This is a genomic window from Phytohabitans sp. LZ39 (assembly GCF_059359075.1).
In genome coordinates this window covers 461255-484946 of the sequence record NZ_JCADBM010000002.1, presented here as the reverse complement: position 1 = coordinate 484946, position 23692 = coordinate 461255, and the positions used below count along the sequence as shown (strand labels likewise).

25 protein-coding genes and 1 tRNA gene are annotated in these 23692 nt (G+C 71.9%); 6 read left to right on the top strand and 20 right to left on the bottom strand.

What is annotated here, in order from left to right:
* Positions 1-1248, top strand: a complete 1248-nt coding sequence (locus AC5L36_RS05875) for an acetyl-CoA C-acetyltransferase (RefSeq protein ID WP_441214311.1) — start codon at positions 1-3, stop codon at positions 1246-1248.
* Positions 1249-1476: 228 nt separating this feature from the next.
* On the opposite strand, the gene AC5L36_RS05870 is transcribed toward AC5L36_RS05875, so the two are convergent.
* Positions 1477-2976: an MFS transporter gene (locus AC5L36_RS05870; RefSeq protein WP_441214310.1), complete on the bottom strand. Its 1500-nt coding sequence runs from the start codon at positions 2974-2976 to the stop codon at positions 1477-1479.
* Positions 2977-3105: 129 nt separating this feature from the next.
* Here AC5L36_RS05870 and AC5L36_RS05865 point away from each other — a divergent pair, with 129 nt between their 5' ends.
* Positions 3106-3828, top strand: a complete 723-nt coding sequence (locus AC5L36_RS05865; protein ID WP_441214309.1) for a TetR/AcrR family transcriptional regulator — start codon at positions 3106-3108, stop codon at positions 3826-3828.
* On the opposite strand, the gene AC5L36_RS05860 is transcribed toward AC5L36_RS05865, so the two are convergent.
* From AC5L36_RS05860 to AC5L36_RS05850, 3 genes are all read right to left on the bottom strand, one after another.
* Positions 3825-4136 (bottom strand): hypothetical protein, encoded by a 312-nt coding sequence (locus AC5L36_RS05860; RefSeq protein WP_441214308.1) that lies wholly within the window; start codon positions 4134-4136, stop codon positions 3825-3827. The genes AC5L36_RS05865 and AC5L36_RS05860 overlap by 4 nt on opposite strands.
* 70 nt (positions 4137-4206) lie before the next feature.
* Complete coding sequence (locus AC5L36_RS05855) at positions 4207-5019, bottom strand: Bax inhibitor-1/YccA family protein (protein ID WP_441214307.1); 813 nt, start codon at positions 5017-5019, stop codon at positions 4207-4209.
* A gap of 167 nt (positions 5020-5186) precedes the next feature.
* Positions 5187-5267: transfer RNA gene (locus AC5L36_RS05850), tRNA-Leu, on the bottom strand.
* A gap of 96 nt (positions 5268-5363) precedes the next feature.
* On the opposite strand from AC5L36_RS05850, the gene AC5L36_RS05845 reads away from it, so the two are divergent.
* On the top strand, positions 5364-7217 hold the full coding sequence (locus AC5L36_RS05845; protein WP_441214306.1) for a hypothetical protein: 1854 nt from the start codon (positions 5364-5366) through the stop codon (positions 7215-7217).
* Between the two features lie 224 nt (positions 7218-7441).
* Here AC5L36_RS05845 and AC5L36_RS05840 read toward each other — a convergent pair whose 3' ends face one another.
* The 9 genes from AC5L36_RS05840 to AC5L36_RS05800 form a co-directional block, all read right to left on the bottom strand.
* Positions 7442-8761 carry an NAD(P)/FAD-dependent oxidoreductase gene (locus AC5L36_RS05840; protein ID WP_441214305.1) on the bottom strand — a complete coding sequence of 440 codons (1320 nt, stop codon included), beginning with the start codon at positions 8759-8761 and terminating at the stop codon, positions 7442-7444.
* A gap of 91 nt (positions 8762-8852) precedes the next feature.
* Entirely contained in the window at positions 8853-9395 is a 543-nt protein-coding gene (locus AC5L36_RS05835; protein ID WP_441214304.1) for a hypothetical protein, read from the bottom strand.
* The gene (locus AC5L36_RS05830; protein ID WP_441214489.1) at positions 9392-10708 is read right to left on the bottom strand and encodes a DUF58 domain-containing protein; all 1317 of its coding nucleotides are present in this window, start codon (positions 10706-10708) and stop codon (positions 9392-9394) included. Before AC5L36_RS05830 ends, AC5L36_RS05835 begins: the two co-directional genes overlap by 4 nt.
* 38 nt (positions 10709-10746) lie before the next feature.
* Positions 10747-11796, bottom strand: coding sequence for an AAA family ATPase (locus AC5L36_RS05825; protein WP_441214303.1), 1050 nt, complete (start codon positions 11794-11796; stop codon positions 10747-10749).
* Positions 11793-12383 carry a hypothetical protein gene (locus AC5L36_RS05820; protein WP_441214302.1) on the bottom strand — a complete coding sequence of 197 codons (591 nt, stop codon included), beginning with the start codon at positions 12381-12383 and terminating at the stop codon, positions 11793-11795. The genes AC5L36_RS05825 and AC5L36_RS05820 overlap by 4 nt, the downstream gene beginning before the upstream one ends.
* Positions 12380-13081, bottom strand: a complete 702-nt coding sequence (locus AC5L36_RS05815) for a DUF4129 domain-containing protein (RefSeq protein ID WP_441214301.1) — start codon at positions 13079-13081, stop codon at positions 12380-12382. The genes AC5L36_RS05820 and AC5L36_RS05815 overlap by 4 nt, the downstream gene beginning before the upstream one ends.
* A gap of 58 nt (positions 13082-13139) precedes the next feature.
* The gene (locus AC5L36_RS05810) at positions 13140-13853 is read right to left on the bottom strand and encodes a uracil-DNA glycosylase (RefSeq protein ID WP_441214488.1); all 714 of its coding nucleotides are present in this window, start codon (positions 13851-13853) and stop codon (positions 13140-13142) included.
* 19 nt (positions 13854-13872) lie between these two features.
* Positions 13873-14556 (bottom strand): dienelactone hydrolase family protein, encoded by a 684-nt coding sequence (locus AC5L36_RS05805; RefSeq protein WP_441214300.1) that lies wholly within the window; start codon positions 14554-14556, stop codon positions 13873-13875.
* 163 nt (positions 14557-14719) lie between these two features.
* On the bottom strand, positions 14720-15166 hold the full coding sequence (locus AC5L36_RS05800; protein WP_441214299.1) for an LppU/SCO3897 family protein: 447 nt from the start codon (positions 15164-15166) through the stop codon (positions 14720-14722).
* Positions 15167-15343: 177 nt separating this feature from the next.
* On the opposite strand from AC5L36_RS05800, the gene AC5L36_RS05795 reads away from it, so the two are divergent.
* Entirely contained in the window at positions 15344-15772 is a 429-nt protein-coding gene (locus tag AC5L36_RS05795; RefSeq protein ID WP_441214298.1) for a hypothetical protein, read from the top strand.
* Between the two features lie 45 nt (positions 15773-15817).
* Here the strand turns inward: AC5L36_RS05795 and AC5L36_RS05790 are convergent, their stop codons facing one another.
* Positions 15818-16723: a Ppx/GppA phosphatase family protein gene (locus AC5L36_RS05790; protein WP_441214297.1), complete on the bottom strand. Its 906-nt coding sequence runs from the start codon at positions 16721-16723 to the stop codon at positions 15818-15820.
* An 18-nt stretch (positions 16724-16741) separates the two neighbouring features.
* Between AC5L36_RS05790 and AC5L36_RS05785 the strand changes: the two genes are divergently transcribed.
* Positions 16742-17296: an NUDIX domain-containing protein gene (locus AC5L36_RS05785; RefSeq protein ID WP_441214296.1), complete on the top strand. Its 555-nt coding sequence runs from the start codon at positions 16742-16744 to the stop codon at positions 17294-17296.
* 379 nt (positions 17297-17675) lie between these two features.
* Here the strand turns inward: AC5L36_RS05785 and AC5L36_RS05780 are convergent, their stop codons facing one another.
* Genes AC5L36_RS05780 through eno form a run of 4 tightly spaced genes read right to left on the bottom strand, consistent with a single transcriptional unit; the run spans position 17676 to position 20569 of the window.
* Entirely contained in the window at positions 17676-18182 is a 507-nt protein-coding gene (locus AC5L36_RS05780; RefSeq protein ID WP_441214295.1) for an amino-acid N-acetyltransferase, read from the bottom strand.
* Positions 18167-18661 (bottom strand): DUF501 domain-containing protein, encoded by a 495-nt coding sequence (locus AC5L36_RS05775; RefSeq protein ID WP_441214294.1) that lies wholly within the window; start codon positions 18659-18661, stop codon positions 18167-18169. The genes AC5L36_RS05780 and AC5L36_RS05775 overlap by 16 nt, the downstream gene beginning before the upstream one ends.
* A complete protein-coding gene (locus AC5L36_RS05770) occupies positions 18658-19239 on the bottom strand; it encodes an FtsB family cell division protein (RefSeq protein WP_441214293.1) in 582 nt (193 codons plus the stop codon). Before AC5L36_RS05770 ends, AC5L36_RS05775 begins: the two co-directional genes overlap by 4 nt.
* A 46-nt stretch (positions 19240-19285) precedes the next feature.
* A complete protein-coding gene (eno, locus tag AC5L36_RS05765; RefSeq protein ID WP_441214292.1) occupies positions 19286-20569 on the bottom strand; it encodes a phosphopyruvate hydratase in 1284 nt (427 codons plus the stop codon).
* A 121-nt stretch (positions 20570-20690) separates the two neighbouring features.
* Here eno and AC5L36_RS05760 point away from each other — a divergent pair, with 121 nt between their 5' ends.
* Positions 20691-21380 carry a hypothetical protein gene (locus tag AC5L36_RS05760; RefSeq protein ID WP_441214291.1) on the top strand — a complete coding sequence of 230 codons (690 nt, stop codon included), beginning with the start codon at positions 20691-20693 and terminating at the stop codon, positions 21378-21380.
* A gap of 626 nt (positions 21381-22006) precedes the next feature.
* On the opposite strand, the gene AC5L36_RS05755 is transcribed toward AC5L36_RS05760, so the two are convergent.
* A complete protein-coding gene (locus tag AC5L36_RS05755) occupies positions 22007-23155 on the bottom strand; it encodes a hypothetical protein (protein WP_441214290.1) in 1149 nt (382 codons plus the stop codon).
* Positions 23152-23667, bottom strand: coding sequence for an RNA polymerase sigma factor (locus tag AC5L36_RS05750; protein ID WP_441214289.1), 516 nt, complete (start codon positions 23665-23667; stop codon positions 23152-23154). Before AC5L36_RS05750 ends, AC5L36_RS05755 begins: the two co-directional genes overlap by 4 nt.
* Positions 23668-23692: the final 25 nt, after the last annotated feature.

The window sequence follows — 23692 nt, the reverse complement described above, 5'->3', positions numbered from 1 at the left end:
ATGCCGAACGCCGTCATCGTCGCCACCGCCCGCTCCCCCATCGGCCGGGCACACAAGGGTTCGCTGCGCGAGGTCCGCCCCGACGACCTGGCCGCCACCATCGTGCGCGCCGCGCTCGACAAGGTGCCCCAGCTCGACCCCGCCGAGATCGACGACCTCTACCTGGGCTGCGGCCTGCCCGGCGGCGAGCAGGGCTTCAACATGGCCCGCGTCGTCGCCACCCTGCTCGGCTACGACCGGCTGCCCGGCGCCACGCTGACCCGATACTGCGCGTCTTCGCTCCAGACCACGCGGATGGCGTTCCACGCGATCGCGGCCGGCGAGGGCGACGTCTTCGTCTCGGCGGGCGTCGAGTGCGTCTCCCGCTACGCGCGCGGCAGCTCCGACGCACTGCCACCCGAGGCGCAGGCACTCGTCGGCGGCGGCTGGGAAAACCCGCGCTACGACAAGGCGCGGGCCCGCTCGACCGAGCGCGCGCAGGCCGGCGCGCCGGTGTGGGAAGACCCGCGCGAGGCCGGCGACCTGCCCGACATCTACCTCGCGATGGGCCAGACCGCGGAAAACCTCGCCCAGATCAAGGGCGTGACGCGCGAAGACATGGACGAGTTCGGCGTGCGCAGCCAGCAGCTCGCGGAGAAGGCGATCGCGGACGGCTTCTGGGCCCGCGAGATCACGCCGGTGACGGTCCCCTCGGGCGAGGTGGTGAGCGCCGACGACGGCCCGCGGCCCGGCGTGACCCTGGAGGGCGTGGCGGGGCTCAAGCCGGTCTTCCGCCCGGACGGCCGCATCACCGCCGGCAACTGCTGCCCGCTCAACGACGGCGCCGCCGCCGTGGTCGTGATGAGCGAGACACGCGCCCGCGAGCTCGGCATCACCCCGCTGGCCCGCATCGTCTCGACCGGCGTCACCGCGCTGTCCCCGGAGATCATGGGCCTCGGCCCCGTGGAGGCCTCCAAGCAGGCACTCAAGCGCGCCAGCATGACCATCGACGACGTCGACCTTGTCGAGATCAACGAGGCGTTCGCCGCTCAGGTCATCCCCTCCTACCGCGACCTGGACATCCCGCTGGAAAAGCTGAACGTGATGGGCGGCGCGATCGCGGTCGGCCACCCGTTCGGCATGACCGGCGCGCGGATCACCGGCACGCTCCTCAACGCACTCGACTGGCACGACAAGACCATCGGCCTGGAGACCATGTGCGTCGGCGGCGGCCAAGGGATGGCGATGGTCGTGGAGCGCCTCAGCTAAAACCCACTTCCATTTCCCGGGTCCGCGTCACCCGCGGACCGCCGCTCCCGCCGGAGACCGCGGAGGCCGGCGGCTCGCAGGGCTCGCCGAAACCCCCGCCCTCCGCTGCCACCTCCGCGCCCCAAGCCCACCCTGCCCCTCGCCCGCCTCGCCCCGCCCCGCCCCGCCTTGCTCATCGCGCGGGGAGGCCGGCGCCCTCCCTGGGGCGCCGGCCTTTGTGGATGGTCGTCAGGCTACGAGTTCCAGGTCCTTCGGCTCCTCGGGTGTCGGGGTGGGCTGGCGCCTGGCGTCGCGCATGACCACTGTGGACAGGATCGCGGCGGCCAGCACGCCCACCGCGGCGATCATGAAGGTCACCGACATCGACGAGACGAAGGCTTCGCGGGCGGCGCTGGCCAGGCCGCTGTCGCCGAGGGCCAGTGCGCCGGCGATCGACTGCCGCGCCTGCTCCGGCGTGCCCGCCGGCATGTCGCTGGCGTAGCCGCTGGTGAGCAGCGAGCCGAGGATCGCGATGCCGAGGGCGGTGCCGGCCTGCTGGATCGTGTCGTTCAGGGCCGAGCCGACGCCCGCCTGCTCCGGCGGGATGGTGCCCATCAGCGCGCCGATCGCGGCCGGCATCGCCATGCCGGCGCCGAGGCCGAGCATGCCCAGCGCGATCGCCGGGAGGGCGAAGCCGGTGTCCGGCGAGACCGTGGTCAGCAGGACGAACGACGAGGCCATCACGAGCATCCCGACCAGCACCACCGGGCGGTTGCCGAACTTGGCGGCGGTGCTCGCGCCGACCGCGTTGCCGGCCAGCGCGGCGACCGCCAGTGGCACGAACGCCAAGCCCGCCTTGATCGGCGAGTAACCGAGGACGAACTGTAGATACTGCGTCAGCACGAGCAGCAGGCCGCCGTTGCCGATCTGAAGCAGAGCCAGCGAGAGCGAGCCGCCGCTGAAGTTGCGGTGCTTGAAGAGCACCAGCGGGACCATCGGCGCGGGCGTGACGTTCTCCCAGATCACGAAGCCGACCACCGCGACGACCGCGACCGCCAGCACGATGCCCGAGCGCTCGCCGAACGCGCCGTGCTTGGGCAGCTCGATGATCCACCACACCAGGGCGGTCATGCCGACCGCGGAGAGCACCGCACCGAGCGGGTCCGGCTTCTGCCACGGCCCCCTCGACTCCGGCATCAGGAGCACGCCGGCCAGGATGGCGAGGGCCACGACCGGCACGTTGATCAGGAAGATCGCCTGCCAGGAGAAGTGGTCGATCAGCACGCCGCCGAGCACCGGGCTGCCGACCAGGCCGAGCATCGACACCGAGCCCCACGCCGCCATCGCCTTGCCGCGCTCGGCCTCGTCGAAGACCGTGATCAGGATCGACAGCGTGGACGGCATGATCAGTGCGCCGCCGATGCCCATCGCGACCCGGAGGGCGATCATCTCGCCGGGGTTGGCGACGAACATCGCCCCGAGTGACGCCGTCCCGAACAGCACCAGGCCGATCAACATCACCTTTCGCCGGCCGAACTGGTCGCCAAGGCTGCCCGAGGTCAGCAAGAGCCCGGCGAAAACCAGGATGTACGAGTCGAGGATCCACTGGGTGTCCTGCGCGCTCGCGCCGAGATCTTCGGTCATCGCCGGCACCGCGACGGTCAGTGCCATGCCGTCGACGACCAGGACCAGGCTGCTGAGGCACAGCACGACGAGGATCCACCAGCGGTGTGGATTGCGGGTTTGCATGGCGGCTTCCTTTCGGCCTGCGTACGTCGTTCCCGTGATGCGAACACTGTACGCAGGACGGAACAGTGTGCGCAAGACTGAATTTGTGTACGCTGGCGGCGAACGTTGTACGCAGGAGAGGGAGTCGCCATGGCCGCCAAGACGAAGCCGATCCCGTCCGTGTGGGCCCGGCGGGAGTCGGAGCTCGACCAGCCCGCGCTCAGCCGGGCGTCGATCGTCCGCGAGGCGATCGCGATGCTGGACGCCGAAGGCATCGAGGCGCTGAGCATGCGCAAGCTCGGCGCCCGGCTGAACGCCGGCGCGACCTCGCTCTACCGGCACGTGGCGACCAAGGACGAGCTGGTGGAGCTGGCGGTCGACGAGGTCTTCGGCGAGATCACCATGCCGGACGCCGGCGCGCTGGGCTGGCGCGCCGCCGCCGCGGAGGCCGCCCGGTCGTTTCGCGCGACGGCACTGCGCCACCCCTGGCTGCCCCCGATGCTCAGCCAGGCGGGGCTCGCCTACCTCGGGCCAAACCTCATGTCGTTCGCCGAGTGGCTGGCGGCGCTCTTCACCGAGGCCGGCTTTCCGGCGCCGAGCGGCGCGATCGACACCCTGCTGTCGTACGTGATCGGCATGAGCACCACCGAGGCCGCCTGGCTCACCACGGTCGCCCGCTCAGGTGAGACCGAGGCCGGTTTCCTGGCCCGCCTGATGCCCGCCGCCCAGGAGGCGGTCGCGGACTATCCGCACATGGCGACGGGCAAGCCGGACACCACGCTCGACCCCGCCGAGGTCCGGGAAAACAAGTTCGCGTACGCCCTGGAGGTCGTCCTCGACGGCCTGGCGACGCGGATGCCGTCACCGCACTAGCTGAGCGCGGCGCGTACCGCCTCGACGTCCGCGGCTGCCGCGGCGGTGACCGCCTCGGGTGGGGTGGCGGCGAGCAGGTCGGCGGCGACCACACGCAGCTGGTCGGTCAGCGTGGGATCGGCGACGAGCCGCGGCACAGGGCGGCGCGGCTGGCCATCGGCGTCGGCGGCGCGGTCGGCGATCCGCTGCACGAGGCCGTGCGTCAGGTCGCCCCGGGTGCCTCCCGGCCCGGCCGGCTGTGCCCAGCGGGATGCCGTCCAGTGCCCGGTCTGACCGACGAAGAGGTCCACCGCCCGCTGGAGATCCATTCGTGACTCCTCCCGCATACGCCGAGGGCGCCCCCGGATGCCGGGGACGCCCTCGCATACTGCCAAACCGTCAGTCGTCGCCTTGGAAGTAGCTGATGAGGCGCAGCATCTCCAGGTAGAGCCAGATCAGGCTGACCAGGATGCCGAACGCCGCCACCCAGGAGTAGCGCTGCGGCAGACCCATCCGCACGCCCTCCTCGACCTCGTGGAAGCTGAGGATGAAGCTCAGCGAGGCCACCACGATGCAGACGAGGCTGAAGCCGATCGCGAGTGGGCTGCCGTCGCGCAGCCCGGTGTTGATGTCGAAGAGCGCGAGCACCAAGTTGATCAGCATGACGGCGAAGAGGCCGGCCATCGCCGCCACGACGCCGCGGATGAACCGGGGGGTGGCCCGGATCGCACGGATCTTGTAGAGGATCGCCATCAGGAAGAAGACGCCGAACGTGGCGGTGACCGCCTGGAGCACGATGCCGTCGAAAAACGTCTCGTACGCCTTGCTCACCATGCCGACGAAGACGCCTTCGAACACCGCGTAGGCCACGACCAGTGCGGGGTTGGCCATCCGGGAGAAGGAGATGATCAGGCCGAGCACGAGACCGATCAGCGCCGCGCCGATCCAGGCCGCGGGGGCCAGGGAGTCGGGGATCAGCGCCCATGCGGCCCCGGCCGAGATGCCGGTGATGCCGAGCAGCGCGACGGTCTTGACGACGACGTCGTCGACCGTCATCGGCCGCACAGTGGGGGGAGCCGCCGGATAGTCGGTCGTCGGGTACGCCGAGTCGTAACCGGGCTGACCGTACTGACCGACCGGGGCGTACCCGGCAGCCCGCTCGCGCTCGGCCGCCTGGCCGAGCCGTGCCAGCACCGGGTTGGAAGTCTTCACGTCAAGCCTCCCTGACAGGGTTTGTGCACCGCTTCGTGCCCCACCAAGGGTAAACGCCAATCGCGACAAACGGTGAGAGGGCTGGGTAAGTGCGCCGCCGAGGTGTGCCTGGGGAAGGTGCTGCCGGGATTCGAAGCCGCATGCCTCGCGGCCGGCCGCGAGTCCTGTGCCCGGGGCGGGACTCGAACCCGCATGCCTCGCGGCAGCCGCTTTTAAGGCGGCCGTGTCTGCCGTTCCACCACCCGGGCCGGCGTAGGGAGAAATGTCGTGCAGAATGCCACGGTAGCGGGTCCACGCCCACCGGGGCGCACCCGCACGCCGGACCGGGCATTAGGGTCGAGCGCGTGACCAGCACAGCCCGCGCCGCGCAATCTGCCACCGGCGAGGCACATGCCAGCACTCCGGCCACCTCCCCCCGCACGGCCGACGCGATCGGTTCGCTGCGCACGAGACTGGCCGCGCTAGCCAGGTCACATGTGTGGGACGCGCTGGTCTGCCTCGCGTTCGTGGCGCTCGCCGCCTGGATCACGCACGGGCTCTGGCCCAACCCCAACGGCCGGGTGCTCGCGCTCAACCCCGAAGACCAGACCCTCTACGAGTGGTTTCTGGCCGCGGACACCAAGTTCGCGTTCGGCGACTGGGGCCTGCTGACCGACCGGCTCAACGCGCCGGACGGCGTCAACATGCTCAACAACACCACGGTGATCGCGCTCGGCACCGTCCTGACGCCGGTCACGCTGGCGTTCGGGGTACCGGTCACGTTCGCGGTCATCGCCGGCGCCAACCTCGCCGGCACCGCCATCGCCTGGTACTTCTTCTTCACCCGCGTGCTGCGCGGCAGCCGGCCGGCGGCGGCGCTCGGCGCCGGGCTGTGCGGCTTCGGGCCGGGCATCATCTCGCAAAACAACAGCCACCTCCACATGACCGCCCAGTGGCTGGTGCCGGTGATGGTGTGGCTGGTGATCCGGCTGGCGCGGGCTGCCGACCCGGCGGCACGGCCGGAGGGCGTCGACCGCCGCCGGGTGCTGACCTCCGCGCTCTGGCTGGCCGCCGTCGTGACCTTCCAGGTCTTCGTCGGCGAGGAGGTCCTGTTCCTCACCGCGCTGACCATGGTGATCTTCGTGATCGGATACGGCCTGGCCCGGCGCGAGCAGGCCCGCCGGGTGCTGCCGAAGTTCGTGGCCGGCATGGTGATCGCCGTCTCGGTGGCCGGCGCGGCACTGATCTACCCGCTGTGGTTCCAGTTCAAGGGACCGGGCAGCGTGCCCAACGGCGTCTTCAGCGCCTACTTCTTCTCCGCCGACGTGCTCAGCTTCACCGCCATCTCGCCGCTGTCGGTGCTCGGTTCGCCCGAGTCGGCCCGGCTCTCCACGGGAGCCGCAGAGTACAACACGTTTCTCGGCTGGCCACTGGTCCTGGTCGCCGTTGGCTGCCTGATCTGGCTGGTCCGCGAGCCGCTGGTGCGCGCGATCGCCGGGGCCGCACTCGTGATGACCTGGCTGTCACTCGGGCCCAAGCTGGTGATCGACGGCGAGCGTACGAGCATCCCCGGGCCGTACATGGCGCTGGTCGGGCTGCCGGTGATCGAGGGCGCGCTGCCGATGCGCTTCGCGCTCGCGCTGCTCCCGCTCGTGGCGATGCTGCTGGTGATCGCGGTCGACCGGGCGCGGGCGCACGCCTCCCGTCCGGTACGCCTGCTCGTGCCGGCCGCGGTCGTGGTGTCGCTACTCGCGATCTTCCCGAAGCCGCTGCCCACAGAGGACCGCCCGCCGCTGCCACAGTTCATCACCGGCGGCCACTGGCGGGAGTGCGTCAAGCCGGGCGGGGTGCTCGTGCCGGTTCCCGTGCCGACGCCGCCGGAGCCGTGGGCGATGCGGTGGGCGGCGGCGGCCAACGCCGAGTTCGGCCTGCCCGAGGGTTTCTTCATCGGGCCGTACGGCAGGGGCGGGCGGGCATCGATGGGCACGTACAAGCGGCCCACTTCGCAGCTGCTGGCACTCGTGGCGAGGCAGGGCGGCCGGCCCGAGATCGGCGAGCCGCAACGCCGGGCGGCGCGCGACGACATCGCCTTCTGGGGCGCCTCCTGCGTCGCCGTGGCCGCGGACCAGCCGCACCGCGAAGACCTGGTGGCCACGCTGGAGGCACTCCTCGGTCCCAGCACGAAGATCGCCGACGCCTGGACCTGGAAGGTGGGCTAGCCGGCCTTCCTTGACAAGACGTGCCCGGGTCCGCGTCAGCGGCGGACCGCCGCTCCCGCCGGAGACCGCACAGGCCGGCGGCTCGCGGAGCGAGCCGAAATCCCCGACCTGCGCTGCCGACTCCGCGCGGCAAGCCCAACGACCGCGACCAGCAGCGGATGGGTGAGGCCGCGGGAGCAGCGGTCCGGACCACGACGGACGTCGCGGTAGCTCACATTTTCTGGTTAGCCGACCTTCGGGGTCACTTCGGTGAACTCGTCGCGCGGGTCGTGCAGCTGGCCCAGCGCCACCACCTCGCGGCGCAGGAAGAAGGCGAGCGTCCAGTCGATCACCACGCGCACCTTGCGGTTGAACGACGGGATCCGGCTGACGTGGTAGGTGCGGTGCATGAACCAGGCGAGCGGGCCCTTGAGCTTGATGCCGTAGACCTGCGCCACGCCCTTGTGCAGGCCCAGGCTGGCGACGCTGCCCACGTGCTTGTGCTTGTAGGGCACCGGCTCCTTGCCCCGGATGACCGCGCGGATGTTGTCGGCCATCCGCACGGCCTGGCGTACCGCGTGCTGGGCGCTGGGCGAGCAGAAGGTGCCGGGCGGGCCGGTGAGGTCGGGCACGGCCGCGCAGTCGCCGGCGCTCCAGGCGCCCTCGACCACCGTGTCGCCGTCGACCACCTGGAGCGTCGGCAGGCAGGTGATCCGCCGCCGGTCGTCGCGGGGCAGGTCGGTGTTGTCGAGCATCGGCGAGGGCTTGACGCCGGCCGTCCAGACGATCGTGTCGGAGGCGAAGCTGTCTCCGTCGGAGAGCTTCACCACGCCGTCTACACAGGACTCGAGCCGGGTGTCGAGGCGGATGTCGAGGCCGCGCTTGAGGAGCTGCTGCACCGTGTACGCGCCCATGTCGCGGTCGACCTCGGGCAGCACCCGCTGGGTCGCCTCGACGAGCACCCAGTGCATGTCCCCGACGTTGAGCTCCGGGTAGTACTTGAGCGCGTCGCGGGACATGTCTTCCATCTCGGCGAGTGCCTCGATGCCCGCGTATCCACCGCCGACGAAGACGAACGTCAGCGCCCGGCGCCGCGTCTCCGGGTCGGTGGTGACGGCCGCCACGTCGAGCCGGTCGAGCACGTGGTTGCGCAGGTAGATGGCCTCACCGATGGTCTTGAAGCCGATGCCGTGCTCGCGCAGCCCGGGGATCGGCAGCGTGCGGGAGACCGAGCCGGGCGCCACGATGATCTGGTCGTACTCGATCTCCAGCGGCGGGCCGATGATCGGCTGCACGGTGGCCGTCTTGCGGCTGTGCTCGATCCGGGTCACCGCGCCGGAGACGATCTTGCAGTGCTTGAGCTCACGGCGCAGCGGCACCACCGAGTGTCGCGGGGATATGTTTCCGGCCGCCGCCTCGGGCAGGAACGGCTGATACGTCATGTGCGGCTGCGGGTCGACGACCGTCACCTCGGCCTCGCGCGCCCGGAGCTTCTTGGACATACGCAGGGCCGCGTACAGGCCGACGTGGCCGGCACCCACCACAAGGATCCGTTGCGCGCTCACGACCTACATCATTCCCCTGTGGCGGCGGTTACACCTGGTCCATGCCGGCATCTGTGACCGCCGATACGACTGGTGTGACGGCGGCAACGCCTCAACGGCGGCGGAGCAACCAGGCGAGCAGCGCCGTCGCGCCGAGCGCCACCCCCAGGCCGGCCAGCGCCGCCACGAGGAGGTCGCGGTCGCCGCCCCGGTTGGCCGCGCTCAGCAGGAGCACGGTGAGCACCGCCGAGCCGAGTACCACCGCCAGTGCCCGGGAGAGCCACCGCACGGTGACCTCGGCCGGGACGTGCGCGTCGTAGGGCAGGAGCGCGCTGAGCGCCGCCAGGCTGTGGGTCAGGTAGAGGAACGAGGCCAGCGCGATCAGCCGCCACAGCTCGACCGGGTCCTCGTACCAGATGGTGGAGACCACCCAGCCGGAGACCGCGGCCAGGATGGCCACGGTGACCCAAGGGCTGCGCGGCAGGATCGCGGCGATGCCGGCGAGGATGACCAGCACGCCGGTGAAGTAGCCGGCGCGCATCTCCGCCGGGTACCCGACCACGAGCGCGGCCAGCGCGACGGCGAACACGCCCGCGCGCACCAGCAGCGGCCCGGCCGTGGCCCGGGACAGCACGTACGCCGCGCGGCCGATCACCGCAGGGCCCCTTTCGGCGCGGAGGCCATCCGGGCGACGTCGCGGAGCACCAGGTCGAGGGTGCCGGCTCCGGCCCAGCGCACCACCGGCACGCCGTGCTCGCGCAGCTGCCCGATCGTGTTGTCGCGCTCCAGCCGCCACAGCCGGTGCGCCATGTCGGTCCAGTCGCTGCGGCGGGCCGGCGCGACCCGCTCGGGCAGCGTGTCGACCGCGAGCACGAAGCGTCCGGCGCGGGCCAGCTTGGCGAGCATCTCGCCCGAACGCGCGTCGATCAGCGGGGTGAAGACCACCACAAGCGCATCCGAGGAGAGCAGGTGCGGGCCGAAGACGTGGTCGTACGGCTCGTACGGGGACGGCTGGGCCTCGACGTCGAGGAGCCACTCCAGCACGGTCAGGTACTGCCGGCGGCCGGTCGCGGGGCGCAGGCGGCGGGCCGACGTGCCGTACTCGAGCATCGAGACCCGGTCGCCGCGGTGCAGGTAGTGCTCGGCGATCGCGGCGGCGGCCCGCACCGTGGTGTCGAGCACCGACGCGGTGCCGCCCACGCCGCCGGAGCTGCCCGCCTCGGCGAGTACGTCGAGCAGCAGCACCACCTCGGCGTCGCGGTCGGAGAGGGTGGCGGCCACGTGCAGCTGCCGGGCGCGCAGCGAGACCCGCCAGTCGATGCGGCGAAGGCGGTCGCCGGGCTGGAAGACGCGTACGCCGGCCAGCTCGCCGCCCTCCCCCGGGCGCCGCGACCGGTGCGCGCCGACCAGCCCGGCGGCGCGCGGCATGGCCTCGTCGGCGTCGAAGGGCTCGGTGACCGGGTACACCTTGACGTCCCGCGCGTAGGCGACGCCCGGCCGGCTGATCATCAGCCCGTCGCAGGCGGCGGCGCGCGCGGCGGCCGGGCCGAGCGGGTGGCGGCCCCAGCGCAGCGCCTTGCCGCGCAGCTCCACCTGGTCGACCGCGCCCGGCGCGAGCGTGAGCACGACCGGCCGGTCGCCGTCCTTGATCCGCAGCCACGGCGGGATGCGGGTGCGGATCACCACCAGGTCGTACGCCGGCGGGTCCGGGTTGCCGACCGTCACGGCGGCGAAGGCCTCGGCGCCCTCCACGAGATAGCCCTCGTCGATGTCGAGCGCGATCCGCGGCCGCTCGCGGGGCCGGCGGTGCAGCGCGACGGCGGCGCCCACGGCGAACGGGATCGCCAGCACCACGAGGTCGACCCGCCCGGCCAGGACCCCGGCGACGAGGAGCAGCCCGGTCACCAGCACCGCCCGGCCGAGCGCCTTGGTGGGCACCCACTCGGGCTGGGTGTCGAGGAACTCCACACTCCCCTCGACCCCTGGAACGGCGGGCCGGAGAAGCGTCACCGGCCCGGCTCGAGGGGCTCGGTGATCCGGGTGCCCGGCTCCCGGCCGCCGAAGCCGGCGGCGTAGGTGGGCAGCGCGCCGCTCGCCGGTGCCGGCACCTTCTCCAGCACCTCACCCACCACAAAGGACGGGTCGACGCGGCGCAGCCACATCTCCGGGCGGAGCGTGATGCGGTGTGCGAGCGCCGGCGCGGCGACCTCCTTGACGTCTTCCGGGATCACGAAGTCGCGGCCGGCGAGCACGGCCCGCGCCCGGGAGAGGAGCAGCAGCGCCAGCGACCCGCGCGGGGAGGCACCGACGAGCACCGACGGGTGCTCGCGGGTGGCGGCGGTGAGGTCCACGATGTACCGGCCGATCGAGTCTTCGACCGCGATGTCTTCCAGGGCGGCTTGCATGCCGCGCAGGGTGGCGGGGTTGACCACCGCCCGCAGCTCGGCCTCCTCGCGGCGGCGGGACATGCGGCGCTGAAGCACCTCCCACTCCTCGTCGCGGCTGGGGTAGCCGAACGAGACCCGCAGCAGGAAGCGGTCGAGCTGTGCCTCGGGCAGCGGGTAGGTGCCTTCGTACTCGATCGGGTTGGCGGTGGCCAGCACGTGGAAGGGCTCGTCGAGCCGGTAGGTGACGCCCTCGACCGAGACCTGCTTTTCCTGCATCGCCTCCAGCAGGGCGGCCTGTGTCTTCGGCGGCGTGCGGTTGATCTCGTCGGCGAGCAGCAGGTTGGTGAAGACCGGCCCGGCGCGGAACGTGAAGTCGGAGCGGCGCTGGTCGTACAGGAACGAGCCGGTGACGTCGGCGGGCAGCAGGTCGGGTGTGAACTGCAACCGCCGGAAGTCGAGCCCCAGCGCCTGCGCGAACGACCGCGCGGTCAGCGTCTTGCCGAGGCCGGGGAGGTCTTCGAGCAGCACGTGGCCGCCGGCGAGGATGCCGGAGAGCACGAGCTCCAAGGCGCCGCGCTTGCCCACCACCACCGTGCCCACCGTGTCCAGCACGGCGTGGGCGAGGCGCCCCACCTCGTACACCGGCACCGCTTGGACGTCGTCGCTCATAGCTTCTCCAGTCGGGAGATGGACGCCGCCAGATCGCGCGGCGCCACGGGGCGCTTGACCGGGGTGGTCAGGATGGTCCACAACTCTTCGCCCAGGAGCGCGCGGGCGCTTTTCGGGTCGCTGGCGATGGTAAGGCCATGGCGCTGGCGCAGGCGCTCGTCGGCGAGCTCGCGGAGCATCTTGGGCACGGTGCGCAGGTAGCGGTCGAGGTCTTCGCGGCGGGACCAGCCCAGCGGCACCTCCCACCGGTGCACCGCCACGCGCAGGGCGTCCTGGCTGGTCCGCCAGTTGTACGAGCCGCTCTCCTCGCCCACCACGCGGCGCAGCCCGATCTTCGCCAGCGGTGGCGCCGCCACGTACGCGACGACCCGGCGGAGCAGCAGCAGCGCGAGGCAGCCCGCGAAGGCGAGCGGGATGGCCAGCGTCAGGCCGGCCATCCGCATGCCGAAGACCGCGACCGCGGCGAGGCCGGCGGCCATCAGCACCGTGCGGATCCACCAGCCGGCGCCGGTGGCCACGCGCTTGGGCTGCGGGGGCGGCTCCTCCTCGTGTACCAGGAGGTCGTCGATGCTCGTCTCGACGCTCACGCCCTTGCCTCCGCCGTCAGCTCGGCGCGCAGGCGCTGGAGGGCGGCGCGGGCCTGCTCGCGCATGCGCTCGTCGACGGCGTGCGTGGCGTACCGCGCCTCGCGGTAGACGTCGGCGAAGCTGGCCAGCACGTCACCGCTCACGTTGTGCTGGCCGAGCAGCCGGGTGACGAGGTCGGTGGGCGTGTCGGTGGCCTGGCGCGGGGTGCCGGCCGCGGCCGCCGCCTGCTCCAGGCGCAGCCAGCAGGCGATCACCGCCCGCCGCGGGTCGAGGTCGGCGTCGGAGAGGTCGATGAGACCGGCGTCGAGGGCGGCGACGACCTCCTCCGCGCTCGCCGTGCGGCTCACCTGGCGCGGCGGCATCTTGCCGCGCACGCGCCGGCGGCTGACCTCGCGGGCGAGGGTCCAGACCATCACACCGATGAGTACGGCCAGGATGACGCAGCCGATGACCAAGGCGGCCGTGCCCAGCCAGCCGGGCACCTGGGTCGGGTCGGTGTCGACGAAGTCACCCGGCTGGGGGGTGGGCTCCCGCTCCAGGTCGTGCTCCTCGAGCTGGGGCGCGGGGCCGCTGTCGATCGCCGGCTCGTCGACCCGGCCGATCTGGGGCGAGGAGTGCGCGGCAGCGACCGCCGCGAGGGCGAGAAGCAGGACGACAGCGGCCAGTGGCCACAATCTGCGCAGTGAACCAGGAGTCATTTGGCGTTATGTCCGGAATGTCAATAGTCGGGCGTGCCTGTAACCGTACCGCCCGGCGTCAGGCAAGCCCCGCGAGGTGCTTCGCGGCGGCGAACACATCGTCCAGCATCGCGGGTGTGAGCCGCCCGGTAAAGGTGTTCTGCTGGCTCACGTGGTAGCAGCCGATCAATGCCGGCACGTCCGCGCCACTCCATCGGGCCCCGTGACCGAAGGCGGGCCGGGGTACGGGCGGGCGTACCCCGTACACCGCGGCCATGGCCGGCCACCACGCGGCCCAGGCGAAGGCACCCAGCGCGACCACCACCCGGAGCGTGGGTTTGACCAGCTCGACCTCGCGGTGCAGCCACGGCGCGCAGGTGTCGCGCTCGCCCGGCGTGGGCTTGTTGTCCGGCGGCGCGCAGCGGACCGCGGCGAAGATGCGGGTGTCGCGCAGCGCCAGCCCGTCGTCGCGTGACACGCTGGTCGGCTGGTTGGCCAGGCCGGCCCGGTGCAGCGCGGCGAAGAGCACGTCGCCGGAGCGGTCACCGGTGAAGATGCGACCGGTGCGGTTGCCGCCGTGCGCGGCGGGCGCCAGGCCGAGGATGGCCAGCCGCGCGTCGCCCGCGCCGTAGCCGGGGACGGGCCGGCCCCAGTACTCCTGGTCGCGGAAGGAGGCCCGCTTGGTCGCGGCCACCTCCTCCCGCCAGGCCACCAGCCGGGGGCAGGCGAAACAGTCGGAGACGGCGACGTCAAGATCGTCGAGGGTGGCCGACCGGCGTGCGCGGCCGGCCACCTCATCGGGGGTCCTGGTCTCAGCCAAGTTTGGTACGGAGGAAGTCGAGCGTGCGGGCCCAGGAGCTCGCGGCCGCCTCCCGGGCGAAGACCTCGGGCCGGTCGTCGTTGAAGAAGGCGTGCTTGGTGCCCGCGTAGTCGTAGAGGACGCAGTCGCCACCGGCCTCCTCGATCGAGCGCCGGGCCAGCTGCACCCCCTCGGCCGCCGAGGTGCCGTCGCCCTCGGAGCAGTGGATCACGGCCGACTTGCCGGAGTAGCCGGACCAGTCGGGGCGCATCCGCTCCCACGGGAGCACCGGATAGAAGCCGACCGTGGCGACGATCCGCTCGGACAGCGTCGCCGACCACAGCGCGAGGCTGCCACCCGCGCAGAAGCCGACCGCGCCCACCTTGCCACCGGTCTCCGGCCGCTCCGCGAGGTACGCGGCGGCGCCGGCGATGTCTTTGGCGGCCTGGTCCATCGCGAGGCCCATGATGAGCTTGCCGGCCTCGTCGGGCTCGGTGGTGTGCTTGCCGTGGTAGAGATCCGGCGCCAGCGCCACGAATCCCGCCTCCGCGAACCGCTCGGTGAGCGAGATGATGTGCGGCACCAGGCCCCAGTACTCCTGGATCACTACGACGGCTGAGGCGCCGGGGGCGGACGGTAGAGCGAGATATCCCTCACTCGTCCCACCGTTGCTGCGGTAGCTAACCATTTCGCCCATAGGCCGTCCTCCTGCCGGTCAGTCATCGTTGGCTGGTCGCACAGTGGCGTTCTTGCGTGCGCGTAGCCTGCCATGCCGTACCGGGGTGGGGAAAGGCAACGGCGGCGTGGCGTACACCTCCCTGTTGCTCTGTGTACGCCTCGCCGCCGCGGGGAACGGGGTATCAGGCCGGCTTCAGGCAGAGCACGTAACCCTTGCCGCCGGCCGGGATCGCGTAGTACCGCATCGTGGCGTCCTTGAACGGCTCGCACACCTCGTCGACCGAGGCCTGCGCGACAGTGACGTCGTCGACCCGGCCGGACACCGTGTACTTGGCGTCGGGCGAGTCGCAGGCCACCACCTTGGCGTCCTTGACGTTGGCCTCCTCGCCGGGCTGGGCCTGCGGCAGGTTGGCGAGGCAGTCGCCCGCCTTGGCGTCCTGGGTCGGGTCGGTGGTGGAGAGCACCCCGCGCACGACGACGACGGCGACAACCGCGAGGACCACCACCGCGAGCACGGCCACGATGCCGAGGATCACCTTGCTCGCGCCACCCTTCTTGGCGGGGATCGGCGCGGGCTCCGGCGCCGTACCCTCTTCCTGGGCTGGCGACGAAGGTGGCTGGTTGGTCACGGCGGGGTCCTCTCCCGGGCGATGGTCATTCGGCGGTGGCAACCTAAGCGAGCCGGCCCGGCCGCCGCCACCCCGGTCACCTAATGCGAGTGTCCGGACACAGGCGGCAACGCATCGCCAAGTGTCCACTGTGGATGCGACGCCCCGGTACTTGCCGCCAGCAGCTAGTGTGTCGCCGTGCAGGCCGAGGATGTGTTGGGACGCTTGGCAAACGCCAGCGGCGTCTACCGGGGGCGCGGCGACGGCCCGGAGAGCGGACCCTTCGTGGCGAGGATGGCGGTGGCGTCGATCGTGCGCGGCCGCGCGGTGACCCTCGACTACGAGGCCACCAACGACCACAACGGCCTGCAACACGTCGAGCACACGGTGCTGGTGGCTGGCGAGGCGGGCCGGCTGGAGCTGCACGTGGCGTGCCTCGAGCTGCCCGGGGTGGTGCGCTTCACGCAGACCAAGCCGGGCGAGTTCACCGCGTACGAGGGGCCGCTGGTGGCCCGCATCATCCTGCACCTGCCCCAGCCGGGCGCGATCAGCTACGCCTGGTGGTGGTCACGCGACGAGTCCGAGCCCCGCGAGCAGTCCCGGGCCGAGCTGCGCCGCACCAACTGACCCGCTCCTGCGCCAGGCGCCAGTCTCTATGCCAGGCGCCAGTCTCTACGCCAGGCTCCAGGCGATGCCGTCGAGGATGTCGTGTTCGCTGGCGACCACCGCCGGCATGGCGGCGCGCTCCATGACGACCCGCAGCACGAGCGCGCCCGCGCCGATCACGTCCGCGCGGCCCGGGTGCATGACCGGGATCGCCAGCCGCTGGGCGGTCGTCATCGCGAGCAGCTCGCCGGTGACCTTGGCCACCTCGTCATAGGACACGACCGCGTGGTGGGTGCGGCCCGGGTCGTACTCGGGCAGGCCGAGCGCGATCGCCGCCACCGTCGTCACCGAGCCAGCCAGCCCCACCAGCGTGCGGGCCTCCCGCCCCGGCACGGCGGCCAACGCCCGGTCGACCGTGGCGGTGACGTCATCGGTGGCCGCGGCGATCTCGGCGGCCGTGGGCGGGTCGCCGTGCAGGTGCCGCTCGGTCATCCGGACGCACCCGATGTCGACGGAGATCGCACCCTCCACGGTGGACTCCCCCACCACGAACTCGGTGGAGCCGCCGCCGATGTCGACCACCAGGTATGGCGGCTCGGCGCTCAGGCCACGCACCGCGCCGGTGAACGACAGCCGCGCCTCCTCCTCGCCGGTCACCACCTCCGGCTCGACGCCCAGCGTCTCGACCACCATGCCGCGGAAGTCGCCCGCGTTGGCCGCGTCGCGCGTCGCCGAGGTGGCGCACATCCGCACACGGGTGGCACCGAGCTCGCGGATCTGGGCCGCGTAGGAGGCGAGGGCCACGCGGGTGCGCTCGATCGCCTCGGGGGCCAGCCGGCCGGTGCGGTCGACCCCCTGACCGAGGCGGACGATCTCCATGCGCCGCACGACGTCGGTCAGCGACCCGTCGATGTCGGCCACCAGCAGCCGGATCGAGTTGGTCCCACAGTCGATCGCCGCCACCCTCGTCATGCGTGAAACCCTAGCCGGATGCTCCCGCCGGTCACCGCGGTCCACGACATCGTCGCCGCCATCACACCCCTGGACGACCTGGAAGCGACCCACCGGCAGGAGACGCTGCGCTGGCTGGAGAGCACCGACGACGTCTTCCGCCGGGTCAAGCCGGCCACGCCGCCACGCCACCTCGTGTCGTACGTCGTGCCGATCACCGCGGAAGGCGACATCCTGCTGGTCGACCACGTCAAGGCCGGCCTGTGGCTGCCGCCCGGCGGCCACGTCGACCCGGGCGAGCACCCCGCGGACACCGCCCGCCGAGAGGCTCACGAAGAGCTCGGCGTCACGGTCGACGTGCGGCCGGTCTTCCTCACCGCGACTCTGACGAGGAGCATCGACGCCGGGCACACCGACGTGAGCATCTGGTACGTGGCACCGGGCGACCGCGCCTGGACGGTGCCGGCGAGCGAGGAGTTTCACGCCGCCCGCTGGTGGACGCCGGGCGAGATCGCGGACGCCGGCGAGATCTTCGACCCGCACTTCCGGCGCTTCGTCCGCAAGCTCTCCAGCCTTTGCCGCTTTCCCCGATGATCGTTCGCCCAATACCCGCACTCTTCCCGGCGTGTCGTGTCGTTTCCGGGCGAACGATCATGACGCCGCATCCCCAACCAGTGGGAAGGCGGACCGGCGACCTGCCGGCCACGGTAGTCCGCGGCCCGGTCAATCCCCTAGCCGCAGCCAACGTGCGAAGCCCGAGCCGTGCCACCCACCCAGTAACGCGAAACAAGGCCAGCCGGCCCCGTCCGGAGCCCGAGGCCCCGCCGGACTAGAGACCTTTCGGAGTCGGGGGCCTTCGACCCCCTATCCCGGCCCATGAGCTCGTGACGCTGCGTCAGGATGGCGAAGAACATGGGCAAATTTGCCTCGAAGCAACGCCACGACGGGCGGCGACCCCGACCCCGAAAGGTCTCTAGAGGTGGAGGAGCATGCGGCTGTTGCCGAGGGTGTTGGGTTTGACGCGCTCGAGGCCGAGGAATTCGGCGACGCCCTCGTCGTACGAGCGGAGCAGTTGCTCGTAGACCGGCGCCGGCACGGGTGCGCCGTCGATCTCGACGAAGCCGAACGAGCCGAAGAAGCCGGTCTCGAAGGTCAGCACGAACACGCGCGCGATGCCGAGCTCGCGCGCCACGCCGAGCAGCTCCGAGACGATGCCGTGGCCGATCTTCAGGCCGCGGCAGGAGGGGTGCACCGCTACCGTGCGGATCTCGGCCAGGTCTTCCCACATCACGTGGAGCGCCCCGCAGCCCACCACAGCACCGTCGGGGCCGCGGGTGGCGACCCAGAACTCCTGCACGTCTTCGTAGAGGGTCACGGTGGCCTTGCTGAGCAGGCGGCGTTCCTCGCTGTAGGTGTCGATCAGGTCGCGGATGGCCCGCACGTCGGCGGTGCGGGCCCGGCGGATCACGATGTCACGCATGGTCCGTCCGCCCACCAGGCGCCGACCTGCTCGACCACCTCGTCGCCGAAGGGGTTGACGCCCGGCCCGACCGCCAGCGCGTGTCCCATGTGGACGTGCAGGCACTTGACCCGGCCGGGCATGCCGCCGGCCGAGGTGCCCTCGATCTCCGGCACGTGCTCGATCGCCTCGCGGCGGGTCAGGTAGTCGTCGTGCGCGGCGCGGTACTGCTTGGCCAGGTCGGGATCGGTGGCGAGCCGCGCCTCCATGTCCTTCATGACGCCGGCGGACTCCAGCCGGCTGCACGCCGCGGTCGCGCGCGGGCAGGTGAGGTAGTACAGCGTCGGAAACGGTGTGCCGTCGGCGAGGCGCGGCCGGGTCTCGACCACGGCGGGCAGGCCGCACGGGCAGCGGTGCGCCACCGCGCGCGTGCCGCGGGGGGTGCGGCCGAGCTGGGCGGCCACCGCGTCGAGGTCGGCGGCGGTAGCGGGCTCGCTCATCGGTCGCTCTCCGCGTCCGCGGCCTGGATCGAGGACCACAGCGTGTCGTACCAGGGGTCGGCGGGCTGGCTCTTGCCGGCGTCCGGCGGGGTGCCGGCGTCGCGGGCCGCCCCCTCGGGGTCGGTGAGCACCACCAGGGGCACCTCGCCCGGGTAGACCATGTAGAACCGCTTTCGCGCCTGGATCTCGATGTACCGCTCGTCTTTCCAGAGCGCCGCCTGCTCGCTCAGCTCGCCGATCCGCCGGCGCTGGTCGGCCTGCGCCTGCTCCATGCTCGCGATGTCGGACTGCTGGGTCAGGTAGACCCGCACCGGATAGGTGTAGCCGAGCGCGAGGGCGATGAGCACGACGAGCAGCACTGTCGCGCGGCCGGTGAAGCGGCGCGGCTGCGGCGCGTTGGTGCGGCGCACCGGCGCGCGCCGGGCGGCCGGGCGGTTGGCCGAGCGGCCGGTCTCGGCGCTCTCCTTGGCTTCGGCGCCCCGGGACACCGGGCGGCCGGTCCGCGGTGGCGCGGCCCGGCTCCGCTGTCCCGGGCGCCGGGCGGGGCCCTGCCCGCCCGGCGTGAGCCTCTGCGTCATCACGTCCTCCCCGTGATCCGGGGCGCTTGTCGCAGCCCTAGATCAACTAGGACAGATGGTACCGCGGGAAGGCCGCGGCCCCCGCGTACCGCGCCGCGTCGTCGAGCTCCTCTTCGATGCGAAGCAGCTGGTTGTACTTCGCGACCCGGTCGGAGCGCGCCGGCGCGCCGGTCTTGATCTGGCCGGTGCCGGTGGCCACCGCGAGGTCGGCGATCGTGGTGTCCTCCGTCTCGCCGGAACGGTGGCTCATCATGCACGTGAAGCCGGCACGGTGGGCGAGGTCGACCGCGTCGAGTGTCTCGGTCAGCGAGCCGATCTGGTTGACCTTGACGAGCACGGAGTTGGCCGCCTTCTCGGCGATGCCGCGCGCGATGCGCTCCGGGTTGGTGACGAAGAGGTCGTCGCCGACGATCTGGATCTTTTCCCCCAGCGCCGCGGTGAACGCCGACCAGCCGGCCCAGTCGTCCTCGGCCAGCGGGTCCTCGATGGACACGATCGGGTACGAGTCGACCAGCTTGGTGTAGTAATTGATCATCTCGTCGGTGGGTTTGGGCGAGCCCTCGAAGACGTACGCGCCGTCCTTGTAGAACTCGGTCGCCGCCACGTCGAGCGCGAGCACGATGTCGTTGCCCAGCCGCAGCCCGGCGGCCTGCACAGCCTCGGCGATCAGGTCGAGCGCGGCCGCGTTGGTGGGCAGGTTGGGCGCGAAGCCGCCCTCGTCGCCCAGCCCGGTCGACAGGCCCTTCTTCTTCAGCACCGACTTGAGCGCGTGGTAGACCTCCGCGCCGGTGCGCAGCGCCTCGCGGAACGTCGGCGCGCCGATCGGCGCGACCATGAACTCCTGCACGTCGACATTGGAGTCGGCATGCGCGCCACCGTTGAGGATGTTCATCATCGGCACCGGCAGCACGTGCGCGTTGGGGCCGCCGACGTAACGGAAGAGGCTCAGCTCGGCGCTGGCGGCCGCCGCCTTCGCCACCGCGAGGGAGACGCCGAGGATGGCGTTTGCCCCGAGATCCCCCTTGTTGGGCGTGCCGTCCAGGTCGAGCATCTTCTGGTCGATGGCGCGCTGCTCGCTCGCCTCGTACCCGATCAGCTCGGGCACGATCCGGTCTTCGATGTTGGCGACGGCCTTCTCGACGCCCTTGCCGTTGTACCGGCCGCTGTCGCCGTCGCGCAGCTCGACCGCCTCGAAGGCGCCGGTGGAGGCGCCGGACGGTACCGCCGCGCGCGCGATCGTGCCGTCGTCGAGCCCGATCTCGACTTCGACGGTGGGGTTGCCGCGCGAGTCGAGAATCTCCCGCGCGACGATTCCCTCGATGGTGGCCACTGTGACGCTCCTCGCCTAGATGTTCAGGGGCCGCCGCTCTGCGGCCGAGGCTTCGCCGATGAGCCTAATGAGGGCGGGAATTGGGCTCGCCGGCAGGTCGAAACTCAGTACCCTGGCCCCCATGCCTCGCGCCCGTCTCGTCCGTCTCGTGCTGGTGGCGGTGACGCTGGGTGCGGCGGTGCCGGGCTGCGGCGAGACGGGCGGGGCGATCGACCGCGCCGACCTCGTCAACGAGCTGGCCAGCCGGCTCGACGCGTCGGGCCAGCTGACCTATTCGGCGGAGTACCAGCTGCCCGAAGGCCGCACCGCCACGATCGCCCAGGCCCAGTCCCCGCTGCGCTCGGCGTACATGTACCCCGAGGGCAAGCTGACCGTCACCGACGAGGCCACGGCCGACTGCCGGCGCGCGGGCGCCACGACGACCTGCACGCTAACCGAGGCGCCCACGCCCAACAACGAGCCGGCCGTCGCCGCCTTCCGCGACGCCGGCGCGCACGGGCTGATCGCACCGACCGTGGTGATCAGCCTGCTCACGACCGCGTCGCTGGAGCGCGGCGCCACGATCGAGCAGAGCGGCACCACGATCGCCGGGAGGCCCGCCACGTGCGTAGCCGTGCGCGGCATCCGCGACGCCGCCGCCTCCGCGTTCGACGCGTGCATCACGATCGACGGGGTGCTCGGCAGCTTCTCCGGCGTGGTCGACGGCAGCGAGGTCGACATCGCCATGACCCGCTACCGCGACCAGACCGACCCCGACGCGTTCACCCTCCCGGCCGGCGCCAAGATCGTCGACGAGCGATCCGGCACCTAGAGGCGGGGTGTTTCCCTTTTCGTTGCCCATGTCCGCGTCACCTGTAGACCGTTTGCTCCCGCGGGCACCGCTCCGGTCGGGGTTTCGGCGTCGCTGGCGCTCGCCGAAACCCCGACGCTCCGCTGCCGGGTCCGCGGTGCAAGCCCACGGGCCACCAGATCTTGGTATCTAATGCCCCATTCGGGCAGCTCGACTTTCGCGGTTTTGGTCGCTCGAGGCCGGGCCAAGCAAGGCTTCGCAAGCGCGGTGGCTCTCGCCCTTCGGTGATCGTTAGCCCAAAACCCGCGTTCGTGCCCGCGTGTCACACGGGTTCCGGGCTAACGATCATGACGCATCCCGGATGCTGAACCACATCCCCAAACACTGGGAAAGCGGCCGGCGAGCCGCCGATCATGGTGTTTCGCGGCCAGGCCAACCCCGAAGCCGCATACTCCAAAAGGCGAACGGCTTGGGGCGCGGAGCTGGCAGCGTGGGTCGGGGATTTCGGCGAGCGCCAGCTCGCCGCCGACCCGCGCGGTCTCCGGCGGGAGCGGCGGTCCGCAGCTGACGCGGACCCGGGACAATTTCGCCAGCCCGGGTGAGCGGCGGCCGAAGCCGCCGGCTCACCCGGTGAAGGTTGTGCCGCGCTAGTTGACGTCGAAGGTGCGCACGTGCAGCACCTCGTCCAGCGGGTAGACGCGGTCGGCGCGCGGTGCGCGGGCCATGGCCAGCCGGACCTGGGTGCCGTCCGGCCACGCCAGGCCGACCGCTTCGCCGAACCCGAGATCCGGGCTCTCCTCGCCCGGCGCCGGGGTCGGTACGTCGAGCCGGGAGGCGCCGGTCGTCAGGTCCACGACGGCCAGCCGCAGCGGCTCTTTGACGGCCCGCTGGTAGCTGACGGCGGCTAGGCGGCCGTCCTGTGACATCCGCGCCATCCGCACTTCGTGGCAGGCACCCGGCGTCACCGGGTGCTCCGCGGTTGATCCCGTCCGCAGGTCCACCACCTTGAGGTAGCAGCGGCGCTGGCGTTCGCCGGTGATCAGCGCTCGGTCGCCGGCCACGTCGGCGTCCCTGACCTCGGACCAGTAGTGCTCGGCGAGGCGGTCGGCGGGGACGAGGACGCGTTCCTCGCCGGTGGCCAGGGTGTGCGCCACGAGCCCGGTGTGCCTCAGCAGGTAGGCCGTCTCGGCCGTCGCACCCACCAGCCGTGTCAGGCCGCCGTTACCCACGGACCTGGCCACTTCGACCGTCCCCTCCCGCGACAGGACCAGGAGTCTGTCGGGCTTGAGGCTGGCACCGTCCAACGGCCGTCCCTCGCCCCGTGGGGGAGGGCTTCCGAAGAACGCCGGCTGAGACTTCTCCCGCGCGGCGACCACCACACGGCCGTCCGGCAGGCCCACGGCGTCACTCACGACGAGCTTTTCGGGCAGGCCCCAGCGGGCGACCGCGCCATCCGGCTGGACCTCGAAGGCGGTGCCGGCCGGCAAGGACACGCCGAACTCGGGGCCGTTCTCGCCCATTCTCAGTGACCAGTAGCCCTGAATCATCAGGCGCTGGGCGGTCTTGTCCTCGCCCGCGGGGCGCTGGTCAGGCCCGGCGCCCCGGCTGCCGAGCACGGGCAGGGCCGCCAGGCTCACCGCGACGAGTACGGCCACGCCCGCGGCGCCGGCGACCGCCCGCCGCCGCCTGCGGCGCCGCCACCGCTGCTCGATGCCGCCGAGGTCGGGGATGTACTCGGTGGTGCCGGCCGCGGCGTCGTGCACCGCGTCGACAAGGTCCTCAGGTATGACGCTCACGACTCGCTCCTTCCCTCCAGCTCCTGCCGCAGGGCGGTCAACCCGCGGGAGAGGCGGCTCTTGACGGTGCCTTCGGAGATGCTCAGGGCGCGCGCCGTCTCGGCGGTGGAGAGCTCCAGGAGCACCCGGCAGACGATCACCGCGCGCTGGGCGCGCGGCAATCGGTCCAGTGCCGCCCGGGCGGCGAACGCGGCAGGGTCGGTCGCCGCCGCGCGCGGGTGCCGCTCCTCGGTGAGTACGCCCTGTTCCCGCCGTACCTTGCGCCACCACGACGTGGCCCAGTTGAAGCCCACACGGAAGACCCAGCCGGCGGGATTGTCCAGCTCGCGGACGTGGCGCCAGCGCGCGTACGCACGGGTCATCGCCTCGTCGACGGCCTCCCGGGCCACGTCGTCATTGCCCAGTGTCACCGCCAGCGCCTTGTACACCCGGTGCACGTGGGCCCGGTAGAACTCCGGAAACGTGCCCAGGTCGGCGCGGTGGGTCGCCTTTGACGCCGTCGGGATGCTCACGCCGGTACACGCACCGGGCGCCCGC

Bases quoted from the DNA above. Each gene is read 5' to 3' on its own strand.
- AC5L36_RS05875 (WP_441214311.1), top strand. From the start codon at position 1: ATGCCGAACGCCGTCATCGTCGCCACCGCCCGCTCCCCCATCGGCCGG.
- AC5L36_RS05870 (WP_441214310.1), bottom strand. From the start codon at position 2,976: ATGCAAACCCGCAATCCACACCGCTGGTGGATCCTCGTCGTGCTGTGC.
- AC5L36_RS05865 (WP_441214309.1), top strand. From the start codon at position 3,106: ATGGCCGCCAAGACGAAGCCGATCCCGTCCGTGTGGGCCCGGCGGGAG.
- AC5L36_RS05860 (WP_441214308.1), bottom strand. From the start codon at position 4,136: ATGGATCTCCAGCGGGCGGTGGACCTCTTCGTCGGTCAGACCGGGCAC.
- AC5L36_RS05825 (WP_441214303.1), bottom strand. From the start codon at position 11,796: ATGAGCGACGACGTCCAAGCGGTGCCGGTGTACGAGGTGGGGCGCCTC.
- AC5L36_RS05815 (WP_441214301.1), bottom strand. From the start codon at position 13,081: ATGACTCCTGGTTCACTGCGCAGATTGTGGCCACTGGCCGCTGTCGTC.
- AC5L36_RS05805 (WP_441214300.1), bottom strand. From the start codon at position 14,556: ATGGGCGAAATGGTTAGCTACCGCAGCAACGGTGGGACGAGTGAGGGA.
- AC5L36_RS05790 (WP_441214297.1), bottom strand. From the start codon at position 16,723: ATGACGAGGGTGGCGGCGATCGACTGTGGGACCAACTCGATCCGGCTG.
- AC5L36_RS05785 (WP_441214296.1), top strand. From the start codon at position 16,742: ATGCTCCCGCCGGTCACCGCGGTCCACGACATCGTCGCCGCCATCACA.
- AC5L36_RS05780 (WP_441214295.1), bottom strand. From the start codon at position 18,182: ATGCGTGACATCGTGATCCGCCGGGCCCGCACCGCCGACGTGCGGGCC.
- AC5L36_RS05775 (WP_441214294.1), bottom strand. From the start codon at position 18,661: ATGAGCGAGCCCGCTACCGCCGCCGACCTCGACGCGGTGGCCGCCCAG.
- AC5L36_RS05770 (WP_441214293.1), bottom strand. From the start codon at position 19,239: ATGACGCAGAGGCTCACGCCGGGCGGGCAGGGCCCCGCCCGGCGCCCG.
- AC5L36_RS05760 (WP_441214291.1), top strand. From the start codon at position 20,691: ATGCCTCGCGCCCGTCTCGTCCGTCTCGTGCTGGTGGCGGTGACGCTG.